Origin of the sequence: Candidatus Viadribacter manganicus, assembly GCF_001679665.1 — a bacterium.
GTDB classification, from domain to species: domain Bacteria; phylum Pseudomonadota; class Alphaproteobacteria; order Caulobacterales; family Aquidulcibacteraceae; genus Vitreimonas; species Vitreimonas manganica.
Genome location: NZ_CP013244.1, coordinates 2,675,408 through 2,692,219, shown reverse-complemented (window position 1 = coordinate 2,692,219; position 16,812 = coordinate 2,675,408). Strand labels below are relative to the sequence as shown.

Here is a 16,812-nt window from a genome sequence, read left to right as displayed (position 1 = left end):
AGCCCACCTCATGAAGCCCGACTCAAAGATTAGCCCACTCGCGCCCGCAAGCTTTCCGGATCTGCCTGCAATCGCGGGCCTCGAAGCTGCGATCGGGCGCGCGGGCTTTTACAAGCACGAGCGACCGGACTTGCTGCTGCTGCGCTGCGTGAAGGGCGCCAAGGCAGCGGGCGTGTTCACCTCAAACGCCGTGGGCTCAGCGCCGACCGATTGGTGCAAACAGGCGCTTTCCGTGACACGTGGCGGCGCGCGCGGTTTGCTGGTGAATGCCGGCTGCGCCAATTCCTTCACCGGCCCCGCAGGCGATGGCGCCTGCAAGCGCGCACTCGAAGCTGCAGCGGAAAAACTCGATGTCGAGGCGCGGGAAATGCTAGCGGCGTCCACCGGCGTCATCGGCGTCGTGCTCGACGATTCAAAGATTGCTGCGGCCCTCCCGAAGATGGAGCTGGCGCCGGTGAATTGGCCGGAGGCCGCAACCGCGATCATGACGACCGACACCTTCCCAAAGGGTTCGGGCGCAACGTGCAAAATCGGCGAGGTGGAAGTTCACATCGCCGGGATCGCCAAGGGTTCAGGGATGATCGCGCCGGACATGGCGACGATGCTTGCATTCGTGTTCACAGACGCCGCCCTCTCTGCGCCAATTTTAAAAACGCTGCTGCGACAAGAGACGGAGAGTAGCTTCAACTCGATCACCGTCGATGGCGACCGTTCAACCAACGATTGTGTACTGTTGTTTGCGACCGGACAATCGAACGTGCCGCCGATTGCGGACGCCAAGGACGAGCGTCTGAACGAATTTCGCGCGGCGCTCTCGAAAGTGCTCGCCGACCTCGCCATTCAAATCGTGCGCGATGGCGAAGGGGCGACCAAGCTCGTGACGGTGAGTGTTGACGGCGCGGCGAATGATAGTTCCGCAAAGGCCATTGCTCGCACCATTTGCGAAAGCCCACTGGTGAAAACCGCGATCGCGGGCGAGGACGCAAATTGGGGTCGTATCGTCATGGCGATCGGGCGATCCGACCAGCCGGTGAAGCGCGAAATGATCGGCGTGCGCTTTGGCGATCTCCACGCGGCGCGCAATGGCATGATCTCCGACGAGTACGACGAAGCGGCCATGAGCGCTTACATGAAGGGCTCAGAGTTGGAGATCAGCGTCACCGTTGGCCCAGGCGCCGGGCGCGCACGCATGTTCACCTGCGACCTGACCAAACGCTACATCGAGATCAACGGCGACTACCGGAGCTAGACTGAAGCCGCGGTCTTGCTGGCAGTTACATGGCTGACACTTGAGCGGCGAGCGCCTGGCTCTAAATCCCCCCGAGATCAATCGCGGAGCCAGCTTCATGAAACTCTATTACGCACCCGCCGCCTGCTCACTTGGCCCGCACATCGCCATCCGCGAAGCTGGGCTTGATGCAACGCTGAACAAAGTAAGCTTCGGCAAGGAACGCACGACCGAGGACGGGCGCAACTTCTACGACATCAATCCGCAGGGCGCAGTGCCGACACTTGAACTGGATAGCGGCGAAGTTCTCACCGAGGCCCAGGTTCTCTTGCAATACATCGCAGCGCAAAAGCCAGAAGCAAAACTCGCGATCACCGAGGGCCCCGATCGCTGGCGCTTCTTGGAGGCGCTCAACTTTATCGCCACTGAATTGCACAAGGGCACATCGCCGCTCTTCCGAAACCCAAGCGATGAAGCCAAGGCGGCGACAAGGGCAAACTTGGTGAACCGCTATAAACTTCTTGAGCAGAAGCTGGGCGACAAAGACTACCTCCTCGGCCAGTTCACGGTGGCGGATGCGTATGCGTTCGTGGTGCTCAATTGGGCGCGGAGATTCGAAATTCCTGTATCGGCGAGCCTCAACGCCTACTTCGAACGCATCCGCGCACGGCCCGCGGTCCAGCAAGCCCTGAAAGAAGAAGGCTTGCCAACGTCCTAGAGGCTCTGGAAGGGTTGGTGTGCTTAACGCACATCAACCAGTCTGCCTCACCGGATTTTCATGCAAACCAGCGATAGTGCTCCTTCGACGCGACGTCTGCTGCTGGTTGCAGCCGCCGCTTTGGTGGATTCATCGGGTCGCGTGCTCATCACACAGCGGCCTGCGCACAAGCAGCTTGGCGGTCTCTGGGAATTTCCCGGCGGCAAGGTCGAGTTGGGCGAAGCGCCCGAGCATGCGCTCGTTCGGGAGTTGAAGGAGGAACTGGATTTGCACGTAGAGCCCGATGCTCTGGATCCGTTCGCGTTTGCTTCGCACGCGTATCCGGATTTCCATCTGCTGATGCCACTCTACGTCGTCACCAAGTTTGGCGGCGTGATGAAACTCGACCCAAATTCCGCGCAGGCCGCAAAGTGGGTTCAACCGGCAGAGCTGCGCGCGCACGAGATGCCGCCGGCCGACGTCGTTCTCGTCAACCGCCTTATCGAACGGACCGCCGCATGATCACCCGCTTTCTTCGTGACGAACGCGGCGCGACCGCGATCGAATACGCTCTTATCGCCTCGTTGATCGGCCTCGTGATCATTACCGCCGTGGGCGCTGTCGGCGACTCGCTAACCGGCATTTTCGATGACGCAGCAGCCGGCCTCGGCGGCTAAGGCTACCGGCTAGCCAACATTTCAACATTGTTTCAGCGCCGACGAACAGGCGCAAAAAAGCGCGCCCATAACGCCGCCCACGAAACGCCCCGCGCCGGGGCCCTTCGGGGGATCACTGATGAATCTCGTGCAATCACTAGCCGCCGCGGCAGCCGCGATTGTGGTGGCGGCGACAGCGGGTAGCCCAGCGCCCGCTCAGACTATGTCTCAAGCCATGGCTGAGACGCGCGCTGCGCTCACGCCTGACGCTATCCGCGGCGCCGTCGAAGAACTCGCCAGCATCCTGCAGCAGCGTTACGTCTTCCCGGACGCGGCGAACCAATATGCTGAGCACCTTCGCAGCCGCGCCCAAGCCGGCGCCTATGATGGCGCTTCCGACCCCCAGCAACTCGCGGCGCAGCTCACCGGCGAACTCAACTCGATCCATCGCGATGCGCATCTGCGCGTAACGTTGAACGGTGGATCCGAGACGGGACGCCGCGTTTTGCGTGCGCCGCCAGGAGATGACGCGTTCGGTGAAGCGCAATGGCTTGCCGATGGCGTGGCTTATTTGCGGATCAACATAATCCCGGGCGATGACGCATCGAAAGCGCGCATGGGGCAGATTCTCGATCAGTACGCCGAGGCTAATGCGTTAGTGCTCGATCTGCGCACGTGCCGCGGCGGCACGCTAGGGGTGATGGATGTGCTGCTCTCGCGTCTCTATTCGCAACCGAGGCAGCTCATGACCATGGATACGCGCCGCGGCGCCGATGGCGGCCTTGAAGATTTCTACGCCGGCGCAAGCACCATGCACGAAGTTCAGAGCGCACCGCGCAACGTGCGCCGCTGGCAACATTGGGCGCAACCCACCTCACCCGTCAGCTCACTCGCGGATGCTCGCGTATTCGTGCTAACCGATGAAACCGCATCGGCCTGCGAACACCTTTCGCTGGCTTTGAAAGAAACCGGTCGCGCTACCCTGATTGGCGCGACCACGCGAGGCGCGGGCAATTACGGTGGCGAAGAGGCATTTGGAAATGGCGTTTTCCAAGTCTTCTTGCCAATCGGCCGCTCCTACATCGAGCGCACAGGCCAAGGCTGGGAATCTGTCGGCGTCGCGCCAGATCGGGCGGTCGCACCGCAAGAAGCGCTGAACGAAGCCTTGCGCGAATTGAACGTGGCGCCAAACGCAATGACGCAGGCGCTCGCGCAAATCCGTGCACCACGCGATACGGTGCGCGTCGATGGCGCGGCCTCGCCAACACGGCGCTATGGCATTGGAACGGCGATGCAGGTTGGGGCCTCCTCGCTTGAGGTGATGGAGATTGCACCGGGCTTTCCGGCCGCGCGCAGCGGGCTGCAAGCAGGCGACCGCATCGTCAGCATCAATGGAGCGCCAGTCTCTTCGCTGTCCGCGGATCAATTCTCAGCAGCGATGCGCGCGTCTGCGCTAACTTTGGATGTACTGCGCGGCAGCGAGCGGATGACGTTGCGCATGTCGCTCGACAGTTAAGCGTCGAGTTCGACATCCCAATAGAGGTAGTCCATCCAGCTTTCATGCAAGTGATGCGGCGGAAAGCGGCGACCGACATGTTGCAACTCATGCATCGTCGGCCGCCGTGGCCGCCGATAAGGCCGCATGCCGGAATGGTGCACGTATTTGCCGCCCTTCCTGAGATTGCAGGGCGCACAGGCGGTGACGATATTCTCCCAAGTCGTACGCCCGCCTTTTGAGCGCGGGACGACGTGATCGAACGTGAGGTCGTCTGGGCTTCCGCAATACTGACAAGCAAAGCTGTCGCGCAGGAAGACGTTGAAGCGCGTGAAAGCCGGCGGGCGATCCTGATGCACATAATCGCGCAAGGAGATGACGCTCGGCAGCTTCATCTCGAATGAGGGCGAGTGCACAACCTGATCATAATGCGCGACCACATCGACGCGCTCAAGGAACACGGCCTTGACCGCTTCCTGCCAGGGCCAAAGTGACAACGGATAATAGGACAGCGGGCGGAAATCGGCGTTGAGAACCAGCGCCGGGAAACCCGCTAGAGGGGCGCTGGAAACGTTCATGGGCGGCTGCTCCAATGCAGCCGCTCAATCAGTTGGGGGCGGATGATCCGAGATGGACTGAAGACGTCTCTCCTTCTTGTCCCGCACTATAGCACATCGGTCGCACCCGATGTGAACCAGCTTTAGCTGATTTGCGGCGACAGGTTCGTGACACTGCGGCCACGTGGCCCAAAAACCTCAGGCGCCGCTGAGCAGCCCCTTTGTTTTCAAGTACATGGCGAGAAATTCGCCACCGAGCTCCAGCCCGTCCGGACCGATCGAATGTGGTACGCCGTATGAAATGTGCCACTGCGCGCCGTGGTCGGCGGCCGACAATGCCTCCGCCGAATCGAAGAGCGCAGGAATAGGTATGGTCGGATCGCGGTCACCATGGATCAGCAATACCGGCGGCTTGGAGCGCATTTGCGCCTTCAAACTCTGGGCGCCGACGAGCACGCCTGAAAACCCGATGATGCCCGCGATCTGCTTTTCGCGGCGCAAGCCGACATGCAGCGCCATCATCGTGCCTTGGCTGAAGCCAACCAGCGCCAATCGATCCGGCGTTAAGCCGTAGCGTTCCAACTCGCGATCGATGAACCGATCAACCGATTGCGCGGCGCTCTTGACGCCATGCTCCATCAGATGCGGATCAAGGCTCGAAATCGGAAACCACTGATAGCCACCGGGGGCCATCGGCACAGGCTCGATCGCGTTCGGCGACACGAACGCCGTTCCAGGCAATTGATCCGCCCAATATGGCGCAAGCGAAATGAGGTCGGCGCCGTTCGATCCATAGCCGTGAAGGAAAATGACCAGGGAGTCCGGTTTTCCACCGCGCTTGGGCGGCATACGGGGGCCATCGAGGAAGACTGTCATCACGGGCTAGGTAGCGGCTCAGCGGCCCGAGCGGTAGCCTTCGCGGGTTATGAGTTTCGTCACACGCTTTGCGCCCTCACCTACGGGCCATCTGCATCTGGGGCACGCGTTTTCCGCGCTGACGGCGTTTGACGCTGCGCGGGCCACGGGCGGACGTTTCGTTCTGCGCATCGAGGATATCGATCAAGGCCGCTCCCGCCCCGCGTTCGAAGCGTCAATCTTTGAAGATCTCGGTTGGCTTGGCATTGAGTGGGAAAGGCCGGTGCGCCGCCAATCCCAGCACATGAGCGAGTACGAAGCGGCGCTGAAAACGCTGGTCGAGCGCCAACTTGTGTACCGCTGCTTCCGCACGCGCAAAGAAATCGCCGAGGCCATTGCATCGGCGCCGCACGGCGAGGCCGAAGAAGCGTTTCGCGGCGAGGCGCTGCCACCTGAAGAGGAAAACGCCAAGCTCGAAGCCGGCGAGGCGTTTGCTTGGCGCCTCTCACTGAAGAAGGCTCGCGCGGCGCTTGGTCCGGCGTACTTCACGCTCGTCTTTGAAGACGAGACACAATTGGTGCGCGCCGAACCGGAAAAGCACGGTGATGTCGTGCTCGCGCGCAAGGACTTTGGCACAAGCTATCATCTCGCTTCGGTTTGGGATGACGCGTTGCAAGGCGTCACACATGTCATTCGAGGCGAAGACTTGCGCGAGGCAGCGCACCTACACGTGTTGCTGCAAAAGTTGCTCAAGCTGCCACAGCCGATTTATCGCCACCACCGGCTCATCCTTGGCGAAGACGGCAAACGTCTTGCCAAGCGCGATTCTGCCGCGACATTGAAGGCGCTCCGTGAAGCGGGCAAAACACCTGCCGATATACGCGCGATGGTTGGGCTTTGATGCTGACGGTGTCGCGCGAACCGCTGCTTACAAGGCGGCTAGAGCTGCGACGCACGCGCAGTGAAGACGCACCCGCCATGTTCGAGGCGCTGAGCGATCCTGCAATGTACGAATTCATTCCACGCAGCGCGCCAGCGACCGCGGCGGATGTGGAGTTGAGATTTTTGCGGGTGATGCACGAGACAGCGCCTGATCGGCTCGAACAATGGCTGAATTGGACGGTGTGGTTGCGCGATGGCGGCGCTGGCATCGGGACTATAGAAGCGACGGTGCGGCCGGGTCATCGCGTCGAAATAGGCTATCTCTTCAACCCGCGCATATGGCGCCGTGGCTATGCGTGCGAGGCCGTGGCCGCGATGCTAGATCACCTCCAAGATCGAGGCGCCGCATCGTTCGAAGCGAGCATCGACATTCGCAACATGGCTTCCAAGGCGTTAGCGAGATCGCTTGGTTTCAAGCACATCGAAACGCGCGGTCTGGATGAGGAATGGCGGCGCGCATAGCTAATGCATCTTCACCACGATGATTTTTTGCAGGCGCGAATACGCTTCTCTAAGCATTGTTACGCTACGATCCTACGACGTAAGAGCGACGACCGCGGAACGCGGCGATGTGAATGAAGATGTTGTGGGTAGATAACGACAGCTATTTTGGACCTGACCGCCGGCGAAAGCTCGGCGGGCTTCGCGTGCGCGAGCGCCGTCGCTACAATTGCGCCGGTCATCCGCCGCCGTTAAGCACGGCGCTGCGCCAGCTTCGCATGCGCATTTTGGATGCGCGCGGTCCCGCCGCCGCAACGCTTTCTGATCGGGCTTATGCCGTTGCCAGCCTAGCGGACGCTCAAGGCGAGCATGACGCCGCCCATGAGCTTTCAACGTTCGCCGCGGCCGCCCTGCGGGGCCGCAACCAAGATATGCGCTCTGTCCTCTACCTGGATCTCGACCGCGTTCATGCGGCGATGAATACGGCTTAGGGCCTAATCAGGATAGTGCCGGTCACCCGGCCAACCTTCGATCGCCTCGATCGTCTCATGGGCGCGTTCGAGCTTATGATCGGGCACGTTCGAAAGACGGGCAGCCTCGATCCATGTCTTGATCGCCGTCGGCGCCAAGCGGTCACGACCACAGAGCAAGAAGAAAGGCTCGTCCTTGGCCAAGCCTGAGAGCGAGCCGAACTCAAGTTCAGCGGCCAAATATTTGAAGCCGGCGTCTTTTAGCAGCTTTGCAGCTTGGAGCTTCACTTCGCGACCTTCATCGGACATTGGCGTCTCCTTCAGCTCTGCGGGCGGTCGCCGAACGCACCGATCAAGCGCCCTGCCCAATCGCCCAGCGCATCCCACGCTTCGGCGCCGCCGTCAAAGCGACCAAGCCGAACCAGCACAAGATCCTTAGATGGCACAACGACGATGATTTGCCCCTCATGGCCCTGAGCTGAAAAGGCGTCGGTGAGGTCGGGATCTATGATCAGCGAACGCGAGGGACGTCCCCTTCCGCTCGATGGCGTCAGCCACCATTGTGCGCCGTAAATGTCGGTCTCGGCATCAGGCCCAGGCGTGCGCGCAAATTCTACCCAGCCTTCCGGCAGGATACGCTCGCCGTTCCAAACGCCGTCGCGAAGATAAAGATAACCGAAACGGGCATAGTCCCGCGCGCTCGCCCAATAGAGTGAGCTTCCATAAAACGCGCCCTGCGGATCGAACTCGACGACCGGATGCATGCCGATCCGATCAAACAGAGAGCTGTTCATCCAGGCGCGCATACGGGCGCGACGATCGTTTGCATCGCTTGGCTGGGGGACGACGACGCGGGTCAGCGCATCGGCCGTCAACATTGTGCCGGCCGAGGAATAATTCCAATGTGTGCCGGGATCGTGGATCAATGGGCGCGAAGCGGCCCAACCCACAACATCCCGGCGCCCTTCGCCGAACAGCATGCGCGCATTGCCGGCTTCAGCGACATTGGCGGCGTTCTCATTGTAGTCGAGGCCGTCGACCATTTGCATCCATTGGCGCCAGGTGATCGATGCGCGCCGATCCCCTGCTCGCCACGCTGGATTGCCCATCGGCGCATCAATGCTGAGCCGCCCCTGAAGCACAGCGGCGCCGACAAGCGCATGCGTGATCGATTTCCCGACCGACCAGGAATTCAGCCTTGTGTCGCGCGTATAGCCATCGCCGTAGCGCTCAAAGACGAGGCGTCCACCTTGCACGATGACGACGGCGCGCGTCTCGCCCATTTGTGGGTGAACGCCTGCGAACGCTTCTGTGACGGCAAGATCATACGCGGCGCGATCGACATCAGCGGGGAGCTGCGCCGCTTCCCAGTCGGCGCCCGGCCAAGCGACGCCCGCTGGCTGCGGAGGCAACGGAGGCAACGTCTGGGCCTGCGCTGACGCAGCGAAAGCCAATATTGCGGCCACGAACACTACTCGCAGCATGACGTCACCCCTCGCCTTCGCTATGCTTGAATGAGCATACGGGGAGGCGGCGGTGTCACGCAAACGCTGGATTTGGATTGGCGTGCTGGCAGTTGCCGCGATGGCGATCGGCGCAGGCGCCTGGGCCTCACGCGGGCAAGTCGAATACGCCAGCATCGCAACCGGATACGCCGCCAAACAAACCTGCTCTTGCCTTCATGTCAGCGGCCGTACGCTCGATTCTTGCATCGCTGATTTTCCAGAAGAGGCGCGAGAGAACATCACAGTCGCACAAGAGGGCGACACCGTTCGCGCCAGCGTATTGTTCGGCGCAATCAGCTCAAACGCGATCTACGAAGAAGAGTTCGGCTGCCGGATCGTCAATTAGACGAACCAGCCACGCGGATTGGGAATGGCTTTGCGCATCACGCCAAGCACAAGGCCGATAATGGCGCGCAGGATCGCCCAAATCATGATGATGACGTGGCCCCAGAAGGCGACCACCATCAGCGCAGGGCTGATGTAGGTCAACGCGCTGGCAAGCGTCCAAAGCACAAAGCCGATAATTAAAGTGCGGATTGCAAGCTCGTGGTGCGTCGTCGCCCAGGGCATGGCGCCATAGCGGTTGGGGGTCGCCAAGGCGATCACAGCAAAAGCGAGCGCGAGCGATACGCAAGAGGCAATCACAAGCACGAGCGGCGCGCCAGGCGGCGCCGGAAACGGGAATAAGAACGCACACGTATAAGTCGCGATCGTCAGCAGGTGCACGAGCACGGCTTTGCCGCGATGCGTCTTAAAGCCGAGACCACCCTGCTGTTGTGGGCGCACCGGCTTGGGACGGCGAAACGGCGTGACGTTGTCGGATGGCATGATGGAAATTTACGTCGCCATCCGGGTTTAGGGCAAGGCGTCACGATGGACCTTGCCGACAAAGCGTGCCCTATTCTGCAGATGAGCACTGGCAGAGAACTATTTCCGGTCACGCAAGAAACGGTTTTACCGGCGTATGACCTGATCTTCGCGCCGTGGGTAAAACAGCTCGCGCTTTGCGATTTTAATGTTGAAGGCCATCGCGTTTCGGCACGGCTTCCGGAAGCGGATGCGCTGAAATTTTCCGCCGGCGCGATCTGCGGACAAGCCATCATGGCGGCGATCGACACGATTACGGCGCTCGCAATGGCTACCGGAGATCGCGCCACACGTGGCACCAGCTATCAGCACACACACTTCTTGCGACCCGCGAAGGGCGACGACTTCATCGTGACGGCCGAGGTGCTGCGCTTCGGCAAAACCAGCGCCTATGCCGAAGCAAAGATTACATTCGCCGGCACAGGCGCGCTTGTCGCGCACGCCGTGCTTGAGTTTGCGTTCTGAGCTTAGAGGTTCAGAAGCTGAGGATCGCCGCCTTGAGCCGCGATGTTGTTGCTGATGGCGCGTTCTTCGGCAAAACGCGGCAAATAGTTCGGACCACCGGCTTTCGGGCCGGTGCCAGAAAGGCCCGAGCCACCGAACGGCTGCACGCCGACAACCGCGCCAACGATAGTGCGATTGACGTAGACATTGCCGGCAGGCGCCGCCGCGATCACTTCTTGCATGAAGCTTTCAAGACGCGAGTGCACGCCAAGCGTCAGCCCGTACCCTTTTGAGGCAAGTTCCGCGCCAACCTTCGCAACATCGGCGGGGTCATAGCGAATGATGTGCAAGATCGGGCCGAACACTTCACGGCTGATCTGATCAAGGCTCGCAAGCTCAATGACGGCCGGGCCAAAGAAATTGCCGCCGAGCTTGGACACATCGAGTTGTTTCAGCACGCGCGCCTCGCTGCGCATCCGCTCCATATGCTTGTCGAGGTTGGCTTTGGCCTCGGCATCAATGATGGGTCCGATGTCGGTGCGCGGATCGGCGGGATCACCGATGTTCAAACAATCCATCGCGCCCATAAGCGTCTCGATGACGCCATCGGCGGTGTCATGCGGCAGGAACAAGAGACGCAAGCTTGAGCAGCGTTGGCCGGCGGAATTGAACGCCGAGATGCAGACGTCATCAACAACCTGCTCCTTCAGCGCCGTCGTATCAACGAACATGCCGTTTAAACCACCCGTCTCGGCGATGAGCGGCACGATTGGACCGTCTTTAGCGGCGAGCGTGCGATTGATAAGCCGCGCGACTTCGGTGGAGCCGGTGAAAGCAACGCCGGAAATGCGCGAATCTGCAACGAGCCTGCCGCCGACATCGCCGGCGCCTTGGACCAATTGGAGAACCTCACGCGGCAGACCAGCCTCATAAAAAAGCTTCACCGCGATTTCTGCGATCAGAGGCGTTTGCTCGGCGGGCTTTGCGACAACCGTATTGCCGGCAGCGAGAGCCGCCGCGAGCTGGCCGGTGAAGATCGCCAAAGGGAAATTCCACGGACTGATGCAAACGAACACGCCGCGCCCATGTAGTTCCAGATGATCGGTCTCACCTGCCGGCGACGGCAGCGCACGCGGACCAGAAAACAGGCGCTCCGCTTCAGCAGCATAGAAGCGGCAGAAGTCGACCGCCTCACGCACTTCGTCGATCGAATCCTGCAGGTTGCGGCCGGCCTCTTTCGCGGTAAGCGCGATGAGAGCAGTCTCGTTTTTCTGAAGAATATCACCCATCGCGCGGATGATTGCGGCGCGCGCCGCGCCGCCGCGGCCATTCCAGGCATCGAACGCCTTATGCGCGGTTGCGATCGCTTCGGCAGGATCAGCAACGCTTACCTTCTCCATTGCAGGCGCTCTTGCTTCCCCCAACGCTTTGCGCTCGGCAGCGATAGAAATGTCCGGGCCTGAAGAGTTGCGACGGCTTGCGCCGAACAATTGCGGCGGTGGCGCCAAACGGCGGTGGCGATGCGGATTGGCTTCGAGCGTGGCGATCGGATCGGCGGCGACGACATCAGGCGAAACGTCATCGTCCAGGAACGAATGCACAAAGCTGGTATTGGCGCCATTCTCCAAGAGACGGCGAACCAGATACGGCAGGAGATCTTCGTGTCCGCCGATAGGCGCATAGACGCGCACCTGCGGCGGCGGATCGACGGCGAGGTAAAGCGCCTCTCCCATGCCGTGTAGACGCTGGAATTCGAACTTATCCCGCCCAGCGCTCGCGGCCATGCGGCGAACGGCGGCGACGGTGTGAGCGTTGTGGGTGGCAAATTGCGGGAAGACCGCATCACCGGCGCGGAAGAGATCGCGCGCGCAGGCCATGTAGTGCACGTCGGTCGCGGCTTTGGTGGTCCACACCGGAAAATCCGGGCGGCCCATCACTTGCGCGCGCTTCACTTCTCCGTCCCAGTAGGCGCCCTTCACCAGACGCACTTGGATCGGTGAACCCCGGCGGCGCGAGAGTGAGATCAAGCGCTGGATGACCGCGCGCGTGCGCTTCTGATAGGCCTGGATGACGACGCCGAGCCCTTCCCAGTCCTTCAGCGAAGGCTCAAGCGCCAACTTCTCGAACAGCTTCAGCGAAAGCACGAGACGATCAGCTTCTTCAGCGTCAAGCGAAAGGCCGATGTTCCACTTCTTCGCAGCCTCCGCCAGTTGCAGAACGCGCGGGTAAAGTTCGGCAAAAACGTGCTCCTCCAGCCGCGCTTCATAACGCGGGTGCAGCGCCGAAAGTTTTACCGAAACGCCGTTTGACGCGTGCGGACCCATGCCGCCCGCCGCCTCCCCGACCACGTCGATGGCATTGGCGTAGCTGACGAGATAGCGCTCTGCGTCCGCGTTGGTTCGCGCACCCTCGCCGAGCATGTCGAACGAATAGCGCGTGGCAAGCCCTTGGCGGACCATGCTGGCGCCGCGTTTAAGACCCTCCTGGATGTTGCGGCCGAGCACGAACTGCTCGCCCAAGATCCGCATCGCCTGCATCGCGCCCGCGCGCACCACGGGTTCGCCCATGCGCTTAACAAGTTTGCCAACCACTTCGCTCGCTTCGCCCTTCAGCTCTTCCGGCAAATTCACAACGCGACCGGTGAGCATCAGCCCGAACGTGCCGGCGTTGACGAGCCAATGGTCGGATTTGCCAAGATGCTCGGCCCATTGACCCGTCGAAATCTTCTCGGCGATCAACTTGTCAGCGGTTTCCGCGTCCGGCACCCGCAATAGTGCTTCGGCCAAGCACATCAACGCCAGCCCCTCGGCGTTGGAGAGCCCGAATTCTTCGAGGAAGCTCTCCATGACACCCTTGCGCCGCTTCAGGCCCCGAGCGCCCACGACCAAAGCGCGCGCTTCGGCATTCACACTGGCGCGGGCGGCGGAATCGAGAGGCGGATCGGCCAGTAGCGCGGCTACGGCGGCGTCCTCGTCCTGATATTTTTGCGCGTCGAGCGCGTCCCAATCGATTGCGGCGGCAGGGTGCGGTGTCGGGGCTGCTTGCATGGCCGTCATTTGCGCGTGTCTGGCCCTAAGGGCAAGCCATCGGCCGCGCCCCCTTGCGCCGCAGCCGCCCTCGCGTCAGAACCCGCCGCGTGAGCACAGACGCCCAAACGCCGCCCGCCGAGGATGCGCACCCATCCGGCGCGACCGATCACCCGCCTCTCGCCCAGAAGATCCTGCTGGTCACGGACGCCTGGGAGCCGCAGGTCAACGGCGTCGTCCGGACGCTATCGAGCACCAATCGCGAGTTGATGGCGATGGGCTGCGAAGTCGAAGTTGTCTCGCCAGCCGATTACCCGAACACCGTGCCGCTGATCACCTATTCTGAGATCCGCCTGGCGCTCGGCGCACGCGATGACGTTGAGGATCGCTTCTTAGCGTTTGCGCCGGACGCGGTGCACATCGCCACTGAGGGCACGCTCGGCTGGGACGCGCGGGCAATCTGCCTCAAGCACAAGTTTCCGTTCACGACGAGCTACCATACGCAGTTTCCGGAATATGTTACCGCGCGTTTCAACTGGATTCCGCTCTGGGCCGGCTATCGCTACATGCATGCGTTCCACGACAAGTCAGGCCGCGTGATGGTGGCGACGCCAACGATGCAGAAGCAATTGCAGCTGCAGGGCTTCCGCAATACCGCGATCTGGAGTCGCGGCGTCGACATCGAACAATTCCATCCGCGCCTACGTGGCATCGATGGCGGCATTTATCCTGCCGATCTGCCGCGCCCGATTTTCGCTTATGTCGGCCGTGTTGCGGTCGAGAAAAACATCGAAGCGTTTTTGAAGCTCGACCTGCCCGGATCGAAAGTCATTGTCGGCGGCGGCCCGGCTCTTGACGAGTTGAAGGCCAAGTATCCCTCAGCGGTATTTACCGGCCCGAAGTTCGGCGAAGAGCTCGCTCGCCATTATGCGGATGCCGATGTCTTCGTTTTCCCGAGCTTCACCGACACGTTCGGACTTGTGATCCTGGAAGCTGCCGCGTGCGGGACGCCGGTAGCGGGCTTCGTCGCGCCTGGACCACAAGATATTCTGCCCGGCACTGGCGCTGGCATTGTCGACGACGATCTCCAAAAGGCGTGCCTTGAAGCCTTGAAGCTGAAGCGCGAAGACGCCCGGGCGCTGGCGGAAAGATATTCCTGGCGCGCCTGCGCGGAGGACTTCCGCCGCAATCTTGAACCACTCCCTAAGGAACGCGGCCGCCGTTTCTGGCACAAGCTTGGCGATCTACGTAAGCGCGCCAAAGAGCGCCGCCGCATTGCTCGTGAAAAGAAAGCGGCCGAGCGCACCAAGACTCAGTGAAAGCACAAGGCGCGTCCCGAACGACGCCACGGACATCACCACTTGATCGATTTGCGCAGACGATAACGCAGCCAGATCGCAGTGCCGTTCATTAAGAGCGTGATCGCCAGCAACACGATGCCCGCGGCAGCCGCAAGTTCGAGGAACTCAGCCTGCGGGCGAGACGTCCAGTTGAACATCTGGATCGGCATCACCGTGAATTCCTGGCCAAGCCAATGGTTGGGAGACCAGCTTGCGATCGCATCCCCCCAGGTCGCGACCGATTGGATCGTCGCTCCGTGCGGGAGTTCGATGGTTTGCCCCGCTTGCACCGCCTGCTCGGTGAAATCCGGCAACACGACGACGCCGTCATGGGCGATGTGCACGGTCTCGGTTGCGTTCGGATCGACGGCAGCGCCGTACTCATCGAGCACGCCGATGGTTTCGAACGCTGCATCACCGGGGCGTGAAATTGGAAGGAACGCAACGAAAGTCAGGCCGCCAATCATAATAAGCGGCGCTGTTTCGCCGAGTGCGCGTGAGACGCCGATGATGACGCCGGTAACGACGCCCGGCAGCGCGTACGGCAGCACATGGTGCTGCGTCGATTGCCATTTGGTGGCGCCGACCGCGAGCGCGGCATGGCGGATTTCCTGCGGCACGCCGCGCACCGCCTCGCGCGTGGCGACGATGACAACAGGCAAGATCAGCAATGAAAGCGTGATCCCCGCAGTCAAGATCGATTGACCGAACAGATGCGCGCCGCCTTCGCGAATAGCTTCAGGCAGGAACGCAAACCAACGATCCGGATTGCCGAGGAACTGAACGAAAATGCCAACCGCCATCAAACCAAACAGGATCGACGGGACGCCGGCGAGATTGTTGACGGCGATTTCGATGGCGCTCGTGACCGCATTCTTTGGCGCATACTCTTCAAGATAGATACCGGCCAGAATACCGATCGGAATTGCGAACAGCGCGGTCGTTAAGATCACCAGCAGCGAACCAACCCAGGCTGAAAGAATGCCGGCTTGAGCGGGTTCTGAGGACGGGAAGCTTGAAAAGAACGCCATCGTCAGGCGGTGGCCGCCATCGTGGAAGAGATCACCAACCAGCGTGATCAACGTGCCAAGGCCAATGATCGTCGCGACGATGCCCCAGATGATGAAGGCAGCATCCTTGAACTTGCGCGTGGCCAGGCCCGCTGGATGTGCGGTGATATCGCGCATCGGCTGAACGTCTGTCGCGGTCATTAGTACGCCTCCCGGTAGCGGCGCTGCAGCCAGAAGGCCACGAAGTTGAACATCAGCGTCAACACCAAAAGCGCCAGACCCGCAGCGAAGATCGAATTGTACTCAAGCGTGCCGAACGGCAGATCGCCGAGTGCGACTTGCGCGATGAAGGCGGTGACGGTGGCGCCGCCTTGCGTCGGCGTCGTCACCATTTGCGGCTGCGTCCCGCCTGCGACCATGACGATCATCGTCTCGCCGATAGCGCGCGACATCCCAAGGATAACCGCGCCGACGACGCCGGAGACGGCGGCGGGCACGACGACGCGGAACGCCGTTTCGAGGCGCGTGGCCCCCATGGCGTAAGACCCCTCGCGCATCGAACGCGGAACCGCGCGCATCGCGTCTTCCGAGAGCGACGCAATGTAAGGGATGATCATCAGCCCCATGACGATGCCGGCTGACAGAAGATTGAAGCTTGGGAGCTCAATGCCCAGCGGACGCAACAGGCCCTGAAGCAGCGGCGTCACGAACAGGAGCGCAAAGTAGCCATAAACGACAGTCGGCACGGCGGCGAGCAGCTCCAATGTCGGCTTGATCGTCTCGCGCGTGCGAGAGCCAGCAAATTCGGAAAGATAGATCGCAACCAGCAGACCCAGCGGCACGGCCACCGAGAGCGCAACCAGCGTCGACATGAACGTACCGGTCAGCAGCGGAGCGATGCCGTATTGGGGATTGTCGAAGAGCGGCGTCCAAGTGGTCGAGGTCAGGAACTCGATGACCGACACCTGGCCGAAGAATTTCGAAGATTCGGAAACAACGACGTAGACGATGCCAAGGACGATCGCGATCGCGGCGGCGGCAGCGGCGAACAACAGCCCCTCCACGGCCCCCTCAAGCCAGCGTGTCTTCTTTTTTGTGAAGTCCCGTTCCACGACCCACTCCCAGGCGAACCCGCTAGGGCGCGCGATGCGTCTTCAAAGACTCAAGTAGCCCCAACGACCCAAGCCATAATTAGGTTTTGTGACAGTTTGACTTCGCCGCGCCCGGCGGGGGCGCAGAAGTCGCATGCAGAACCGGAGCCCGGGAACCCAAGCCCCAA

19 protein-coding genes are annotated in these 16,812 nt (G+C 61.3%); 11 read left to right on the top strand and 8 right to left on the bottom strand.

All coding sequences use genetic code 11. The annotated features are described in order from the left end of the window. The first annotated feature begins 10 nt into the window (after positions 1-10). The 5 genes from argJ to ATE48_RS13730 all read left to right on the top strand — a co-directional run bounded on the left by argJ (position 11) and on the right by ATE48_RS13730 (position 4,097). Positions 11-1,249, top strand: coding sequence for a bifunctional glutamate N-acetyltransferase/amino-acid acetyltransferase ArgJ (gene argJ, locus ATE48_RS13745; RefSeq protein ID WP_066772428.1), 1,239 nt, complete (start codon positions 11-13; stop codon positions 1,247-1,249). A 97-nt stretch (positions 1,250-1,346) separates the two neighbouring features. Beyond that, on the top strand, positions 1,347-1,946 hold the full coding sequence (locus ATE48_RS13740) for a glutathione binding-like protein (RefSeq protein ID WP_066772426.1): 600 nt from the start codon (positions 1,347-1,349) through the stop codon (positions 1,944-1,946). 60 nt (positions 1,947-2,006) lie between these two features. Beyond that, a complete protein-coding gene (locus ATE48_RS13735; protein ID WP_066772424.1) occupies positions 2,007-2,447 on the top strand; it encodes a (deoxy)nucleoside triphosphate pyrophosphohydrolase in 441 nt (146 codons plus the stop codon). Then, positions 2,444-2,602 carry a Flp family type IVb pilin gene (locus tag ATE48_RS19460; RefSeq protein WP_083197352.1) on the top strand — a complete coding sequence of 53 codons (159 nt, stop codon included), beginning with the start codon at positions 2,444-2,446 and terminating at the stop codon, positions 2,600-2,602. Before ATE48_RS13735 ends, ATE48_RS19460 begins: the two co-directional genes overlap by 4 nt. Before the next feature lie 118 nt (positions 2,603-2,720). Further along, positions 2,721-4,097: a S41 family peptidase gene (locus ATE48_RS13730; protein ID WP_066772422.1), complete on the top strand. Its 1,377-nt coding sequence runs from the start codon at positions 2,721-2,723 to the stop codon at positions 4,095-4,097. Here ATE48_RS13730 and ATE48_RS13725 read toward each other — a convergent pair. Next, positions 4,094-4,654 (bottom strand): HNH endonuclease, encoded by a 561-nt coding sequence (locus tag ATE48_RS13725; RefSeq protein WP_066772420.1) that lies wholly within the window; start codon positions 4,652-4,654, stop codon positions 4,094-4,096. The genes ATE48_RS13730 and ATE48_RS13725 overlap by 4 nt on opposite strands. A 177-nt stretch (positions 4,655-4,831) precedes the next feature. Further along, positions 4,832-5,509: an alpha/beta hydrolase gene (locus ATE48_RS13720; RefSeq protein ID WP_066772418.1), complete on the bottom strand. Its 678-nt coding sequence runs from the start codon at positions 5,507-5,509 to the stop codon at positions 4,832-4,834. A 49-nt stretch (positions 5,510-5,558) separates the two neighbouring features. Between ATE48_RS13720 and gluQRS the strand changes: the two genes are divergently transcribed. The 3 genes from gluQRS to ATE48_RS13705 all read left to right on the top strand — a co-directional run bounded on the left by gluQRS (position 5,559) and on the right by ATE48_RS13705 (position 7,362). Next, complete coding sequence (gene gluQRS / locus ATE48_RS13715; protein ID WP_066772416.1) at positions 5,559-6,389, top strand: tRNA glutamyl-Q(34) synthetase GluQRS; 831 nt, start codon at positions 5,559-5,561, stop codon at positions 6,387-6,389. Beyond that, entirely contained in the window at positions 6,389-6,892 is a 504-nt protein-coding gene (locus ATE48_RS13710) for a GNAT family N-acetyltransferase (RefSeq protein WP_066772414.1), read from the top strand. The genes gluQRS and ATE48_RS13710 overlap by 1 nt, the downstream gene beginning before the upstream one ends. 113 nt (positions 6,893-7,005) lie before the next feature. Continuing rightward, entirely contained in the window at positions 7,006-7,362 is a 357-nt protein-coding gene (locus ATE48_RS13705; protein ID WP_066772413.1) for a hypothetical protein, read from the top strand. Positions 7,363-7,365: 3 nt separating this feature from the next. Here ATE48_RS13705 and ATE48_RS13700 read toward each other — a convergent pair whose 3' ends face one another. Together ATE48_RS13700 and ATE48_RS13695 are read right to left on the bottom strand one after the other, a co-directional pair. Next, the gene (locus ATE48_RS13700; RefSeq protein ID WP_066772412.1) at positions 7,366-7,650 is read right to left on the bottom strand and encodes a hypothetical protein; all 285 of its coding nucleotides are present in this window, start codon (positions 7,648-7,650) and stop codon (positions 7,366-7,368) included. An 11-nt stretch (positions 7,651-7,661) separates the two neighbouring features. Further along, positions 7,662-8,825: a serine hydrolase domain-containing protein gene (locus tag ATE48_RS13695; RefSeq protein WP_228126628.1), complete on the bottom strand. Its 1,164-nt coding sequence runs from the start codon at positions 8,823-8,825 to the stop codon at positions 7,662-7,664. Positions 8,826-8,877: 52 nt separating this feature from the next. Between ATE48_RS13695 and ATE48_RS20080 the strand changes: the two genes are divergently transcribed. Further along, positions 8,878-9,192 (top strand): hypothetical protein, encoded by a 315-nt coding sequence (locus ATE48_RS20080; RefSeq protein WP_066772408.1) that lies wholly within the window; start codon positions 8,878-8,880, stop codon positions 9,190-9,192. On the opposite strand, the gene ATE48_RS13685 is transcribed toward ATE48_RS20080, so the two are convergent. Further along, a complete protein-coding gene (locus tag ATE48_RS13685) occupies positions 9,189-9,674 on the bottom strand; it encodes a hypothetical protein (protein WP_066772406.1) in 486 nt (161 codons plus the stop codon). The genes ATE48_RS20080 and ATE48_RS13685 overlap by 4 nt on opposite strands. 45 nt (positions 9,675-9,719) lie before the next feature. Here ATE48_RS13685 and ATE48_RS13680 point away from each other — a divergent pair, with 45 nt between their 5' ends. Next, complete coding sequence (locus ATE48_RS13680) at positions 9,720-10,178, top strand: PaaI family thioesterase (protein WP_066772404.1); 459 nt, start codon at positions 9,720-9,722, stop codon at positions 10,176-10,178. 2 nt (positions 10,179-10,180) lie between these two features. On the opposite strand, the gene ATE48_RS13675 is transcribed toward ATE48_RS13680, so the two are convergent. Further along, positions 10,181-13,213 (bottom strand): L-glutamate gamma-semialdehyde dehydrogenase, encoded by a 3,033-nt coding sequence (locus ATE48_RS13675; RefSeq protein WP_228126627.1) that lies wholly within the window; start codon positions 13,211-13,213, stop codon positions 10,181-10,183. A 161-nt stretch (positions 13,214-13,374) separates the two neighbouring features. On the opposite strand from ATE48_RS13675, the gene ATE48_RS13670 reads away from it, so the two are divergent. Further along, entirely contained in the window at positions 13,375-14,502 is a 1,128-nt protein-coding gene (locus ATE48_RS13670; RefSeq protein WP_066775103.1) for a glycosyltransferase family 4 protein, read from the top strand. A gap of 35 nt (positions 14,503-14,537) precedes the next feature. Here the strand turns inward: ATE48_RS13670 and pstA are convergent, their stop codons facing one another. Beyond that, positions 14,538-15,734, bottom strand: a complete 1,197-nt coding sequence (gene pstA / locus ATE48_RS20075; RefSeq protein WP_066772402.1) for a phosphate ABC transporter permease PstA — start codon at positions 15,732-15,734, stop codon at positions 14,538-14,540. Further along, positions 15,734-16,645 carry a phosphate ABC transporter permease subunit PstC gene (gene pstC / locus ATE48_RS13660; RefSeq protein ID WP_066772400.1) on the bottom strand — a complete coding sequence of 304 codons (912 nt, stop codon included), beginning with the start codon at positions 16,643-16,645 and terminating at the stop codon, positions 15,734-15,736. The genes pstA and pstC overlap by 1 nt, the downstream gene beginning before the upstream one ends. Positions 16,646-16,812 lie beyond the last annotated feature (167 nt).

What these genes read in the sequence shown, in the direction of transcription:
- argJ (WP_066772428.1), top strand. Translation starts at nt 11, where the DNA reads ATGAAGCCCGACTCAAAGATTAGCCCACTCGCGCCCGCAAGCTTTCCG.
- ATE48_RS13740 (WP_066772426.1), top strand. Translation starts at nt 1,347, where the DNA reads ATGAAACTCTATTACGCACCCGCCGCCTGCTCACTTGGCCCGCACATC.
- ATE48_RS13735 (WP_066772424.1), top strand. Translation starts at nt 2,007, where the DNA reads ATGCAAACCAGCGATAGTGCTCCTTCGACGCGACGTCTGCTGCTGGTT.
- ATE48_RS19460 (WP_083197352.1), top strand. Translation starts at nt 2,444, where the DNA reads ATGATCACCCGCTTTCTTCGTGACGAACGCGGCGCGACCGCGATCGAA.
- ATE48_RS13730 (WP_066772422.1), top strand. Translation starts at nt 2,721, where the DNA reads ATGAATCTCGTGCAATCACTAGCCGCCGCGGCAGCCGCGATTGTGGTG.
- ATE48_RS13725 (WP_066772420.1), bottom strand. Translation starts at nt 4,654, where the DNA reads ATGAACGTTTCCAGCGCCCCTCTAGCGGGTTTCCCGGCGCTGGTTCTC.
- ATE48_RS13720 (WP_066772418.1), bottom strand. Translation starts at nt 5,509, where the DNA reads ATGACAGTCTTCCTCGATGGCCCCCGTATGCCGCCCAAGCGCGGTGGA.
- gluQRS (WP_066772416.1), top strand. Translation starts at nt 5,559, where the DNA reads ATGAGTTTCGTCACACGCTTTGCGCCCTCACCTACGGGCCATCTGCAT.
- ATE48_RS13710 (WP_066772414.1), top strand. Translation starts at nt 6,389, where the DNA reads ATGCTGACGGTGTCGCGCGAACCGCTGCTTACAAGGCGGCTAGAGCTG.
- ATE48_RS13705 (WP_066772413.1), top strand. Translation starts at nt 7,006, where the DNA reads ATGAAGATGTTGTGGGTAGATAACGACAGCTATTTTGGACCTGACCGC.
- ATE48_RS13700 (WP_066772412.1), bottom strand. Translation starts at nt 7,650, where the DNA reads ATGTCCGATGAAGGTCGCGAAGTGAAGCTCCAAGCTGCAAAGCTGCTA.
- ATE48_RS13695 (WP_228126628.1), bottom strand. Translation starts at nt 8,825, where the DNA reads ATGCTGCGAGTAGTGTTCGTGGCCGCAATATTGGCTTTCGCTGCGTCA.
- ATE48_RS13685 (WP_066772406.1), bottom strand. Translation starts at nt 9,674, where the DNA reads ATGCCATCCGACAACGTCACGCCGTTTCGCCGTCCCAAGCCGGTGCGC.
- ATE48_RS13680 (WP_066772404.1), top strand. Translation starts at nt 9,720, where the DNA reads ATGGACCTTGCCGACAAAGCGTGCCCTATTCTGCAGATGAGCACTGGC.
- ATE48_RS13675 (WP_228126627.1), bottom strand. Translation starts at nt 13,213, where the DNA reads ATGACGGCCATGCAAGCAGCCCCGACACCGCACCCTGCCGCCGCAATC.
- pstA (WP_066772402.1), bottom strand. Translation starts at nt 15,734, where the DNA reads ATGACCGCGACAGACGTTCAGCCGATGCGCGATATCACCGCACATCCA.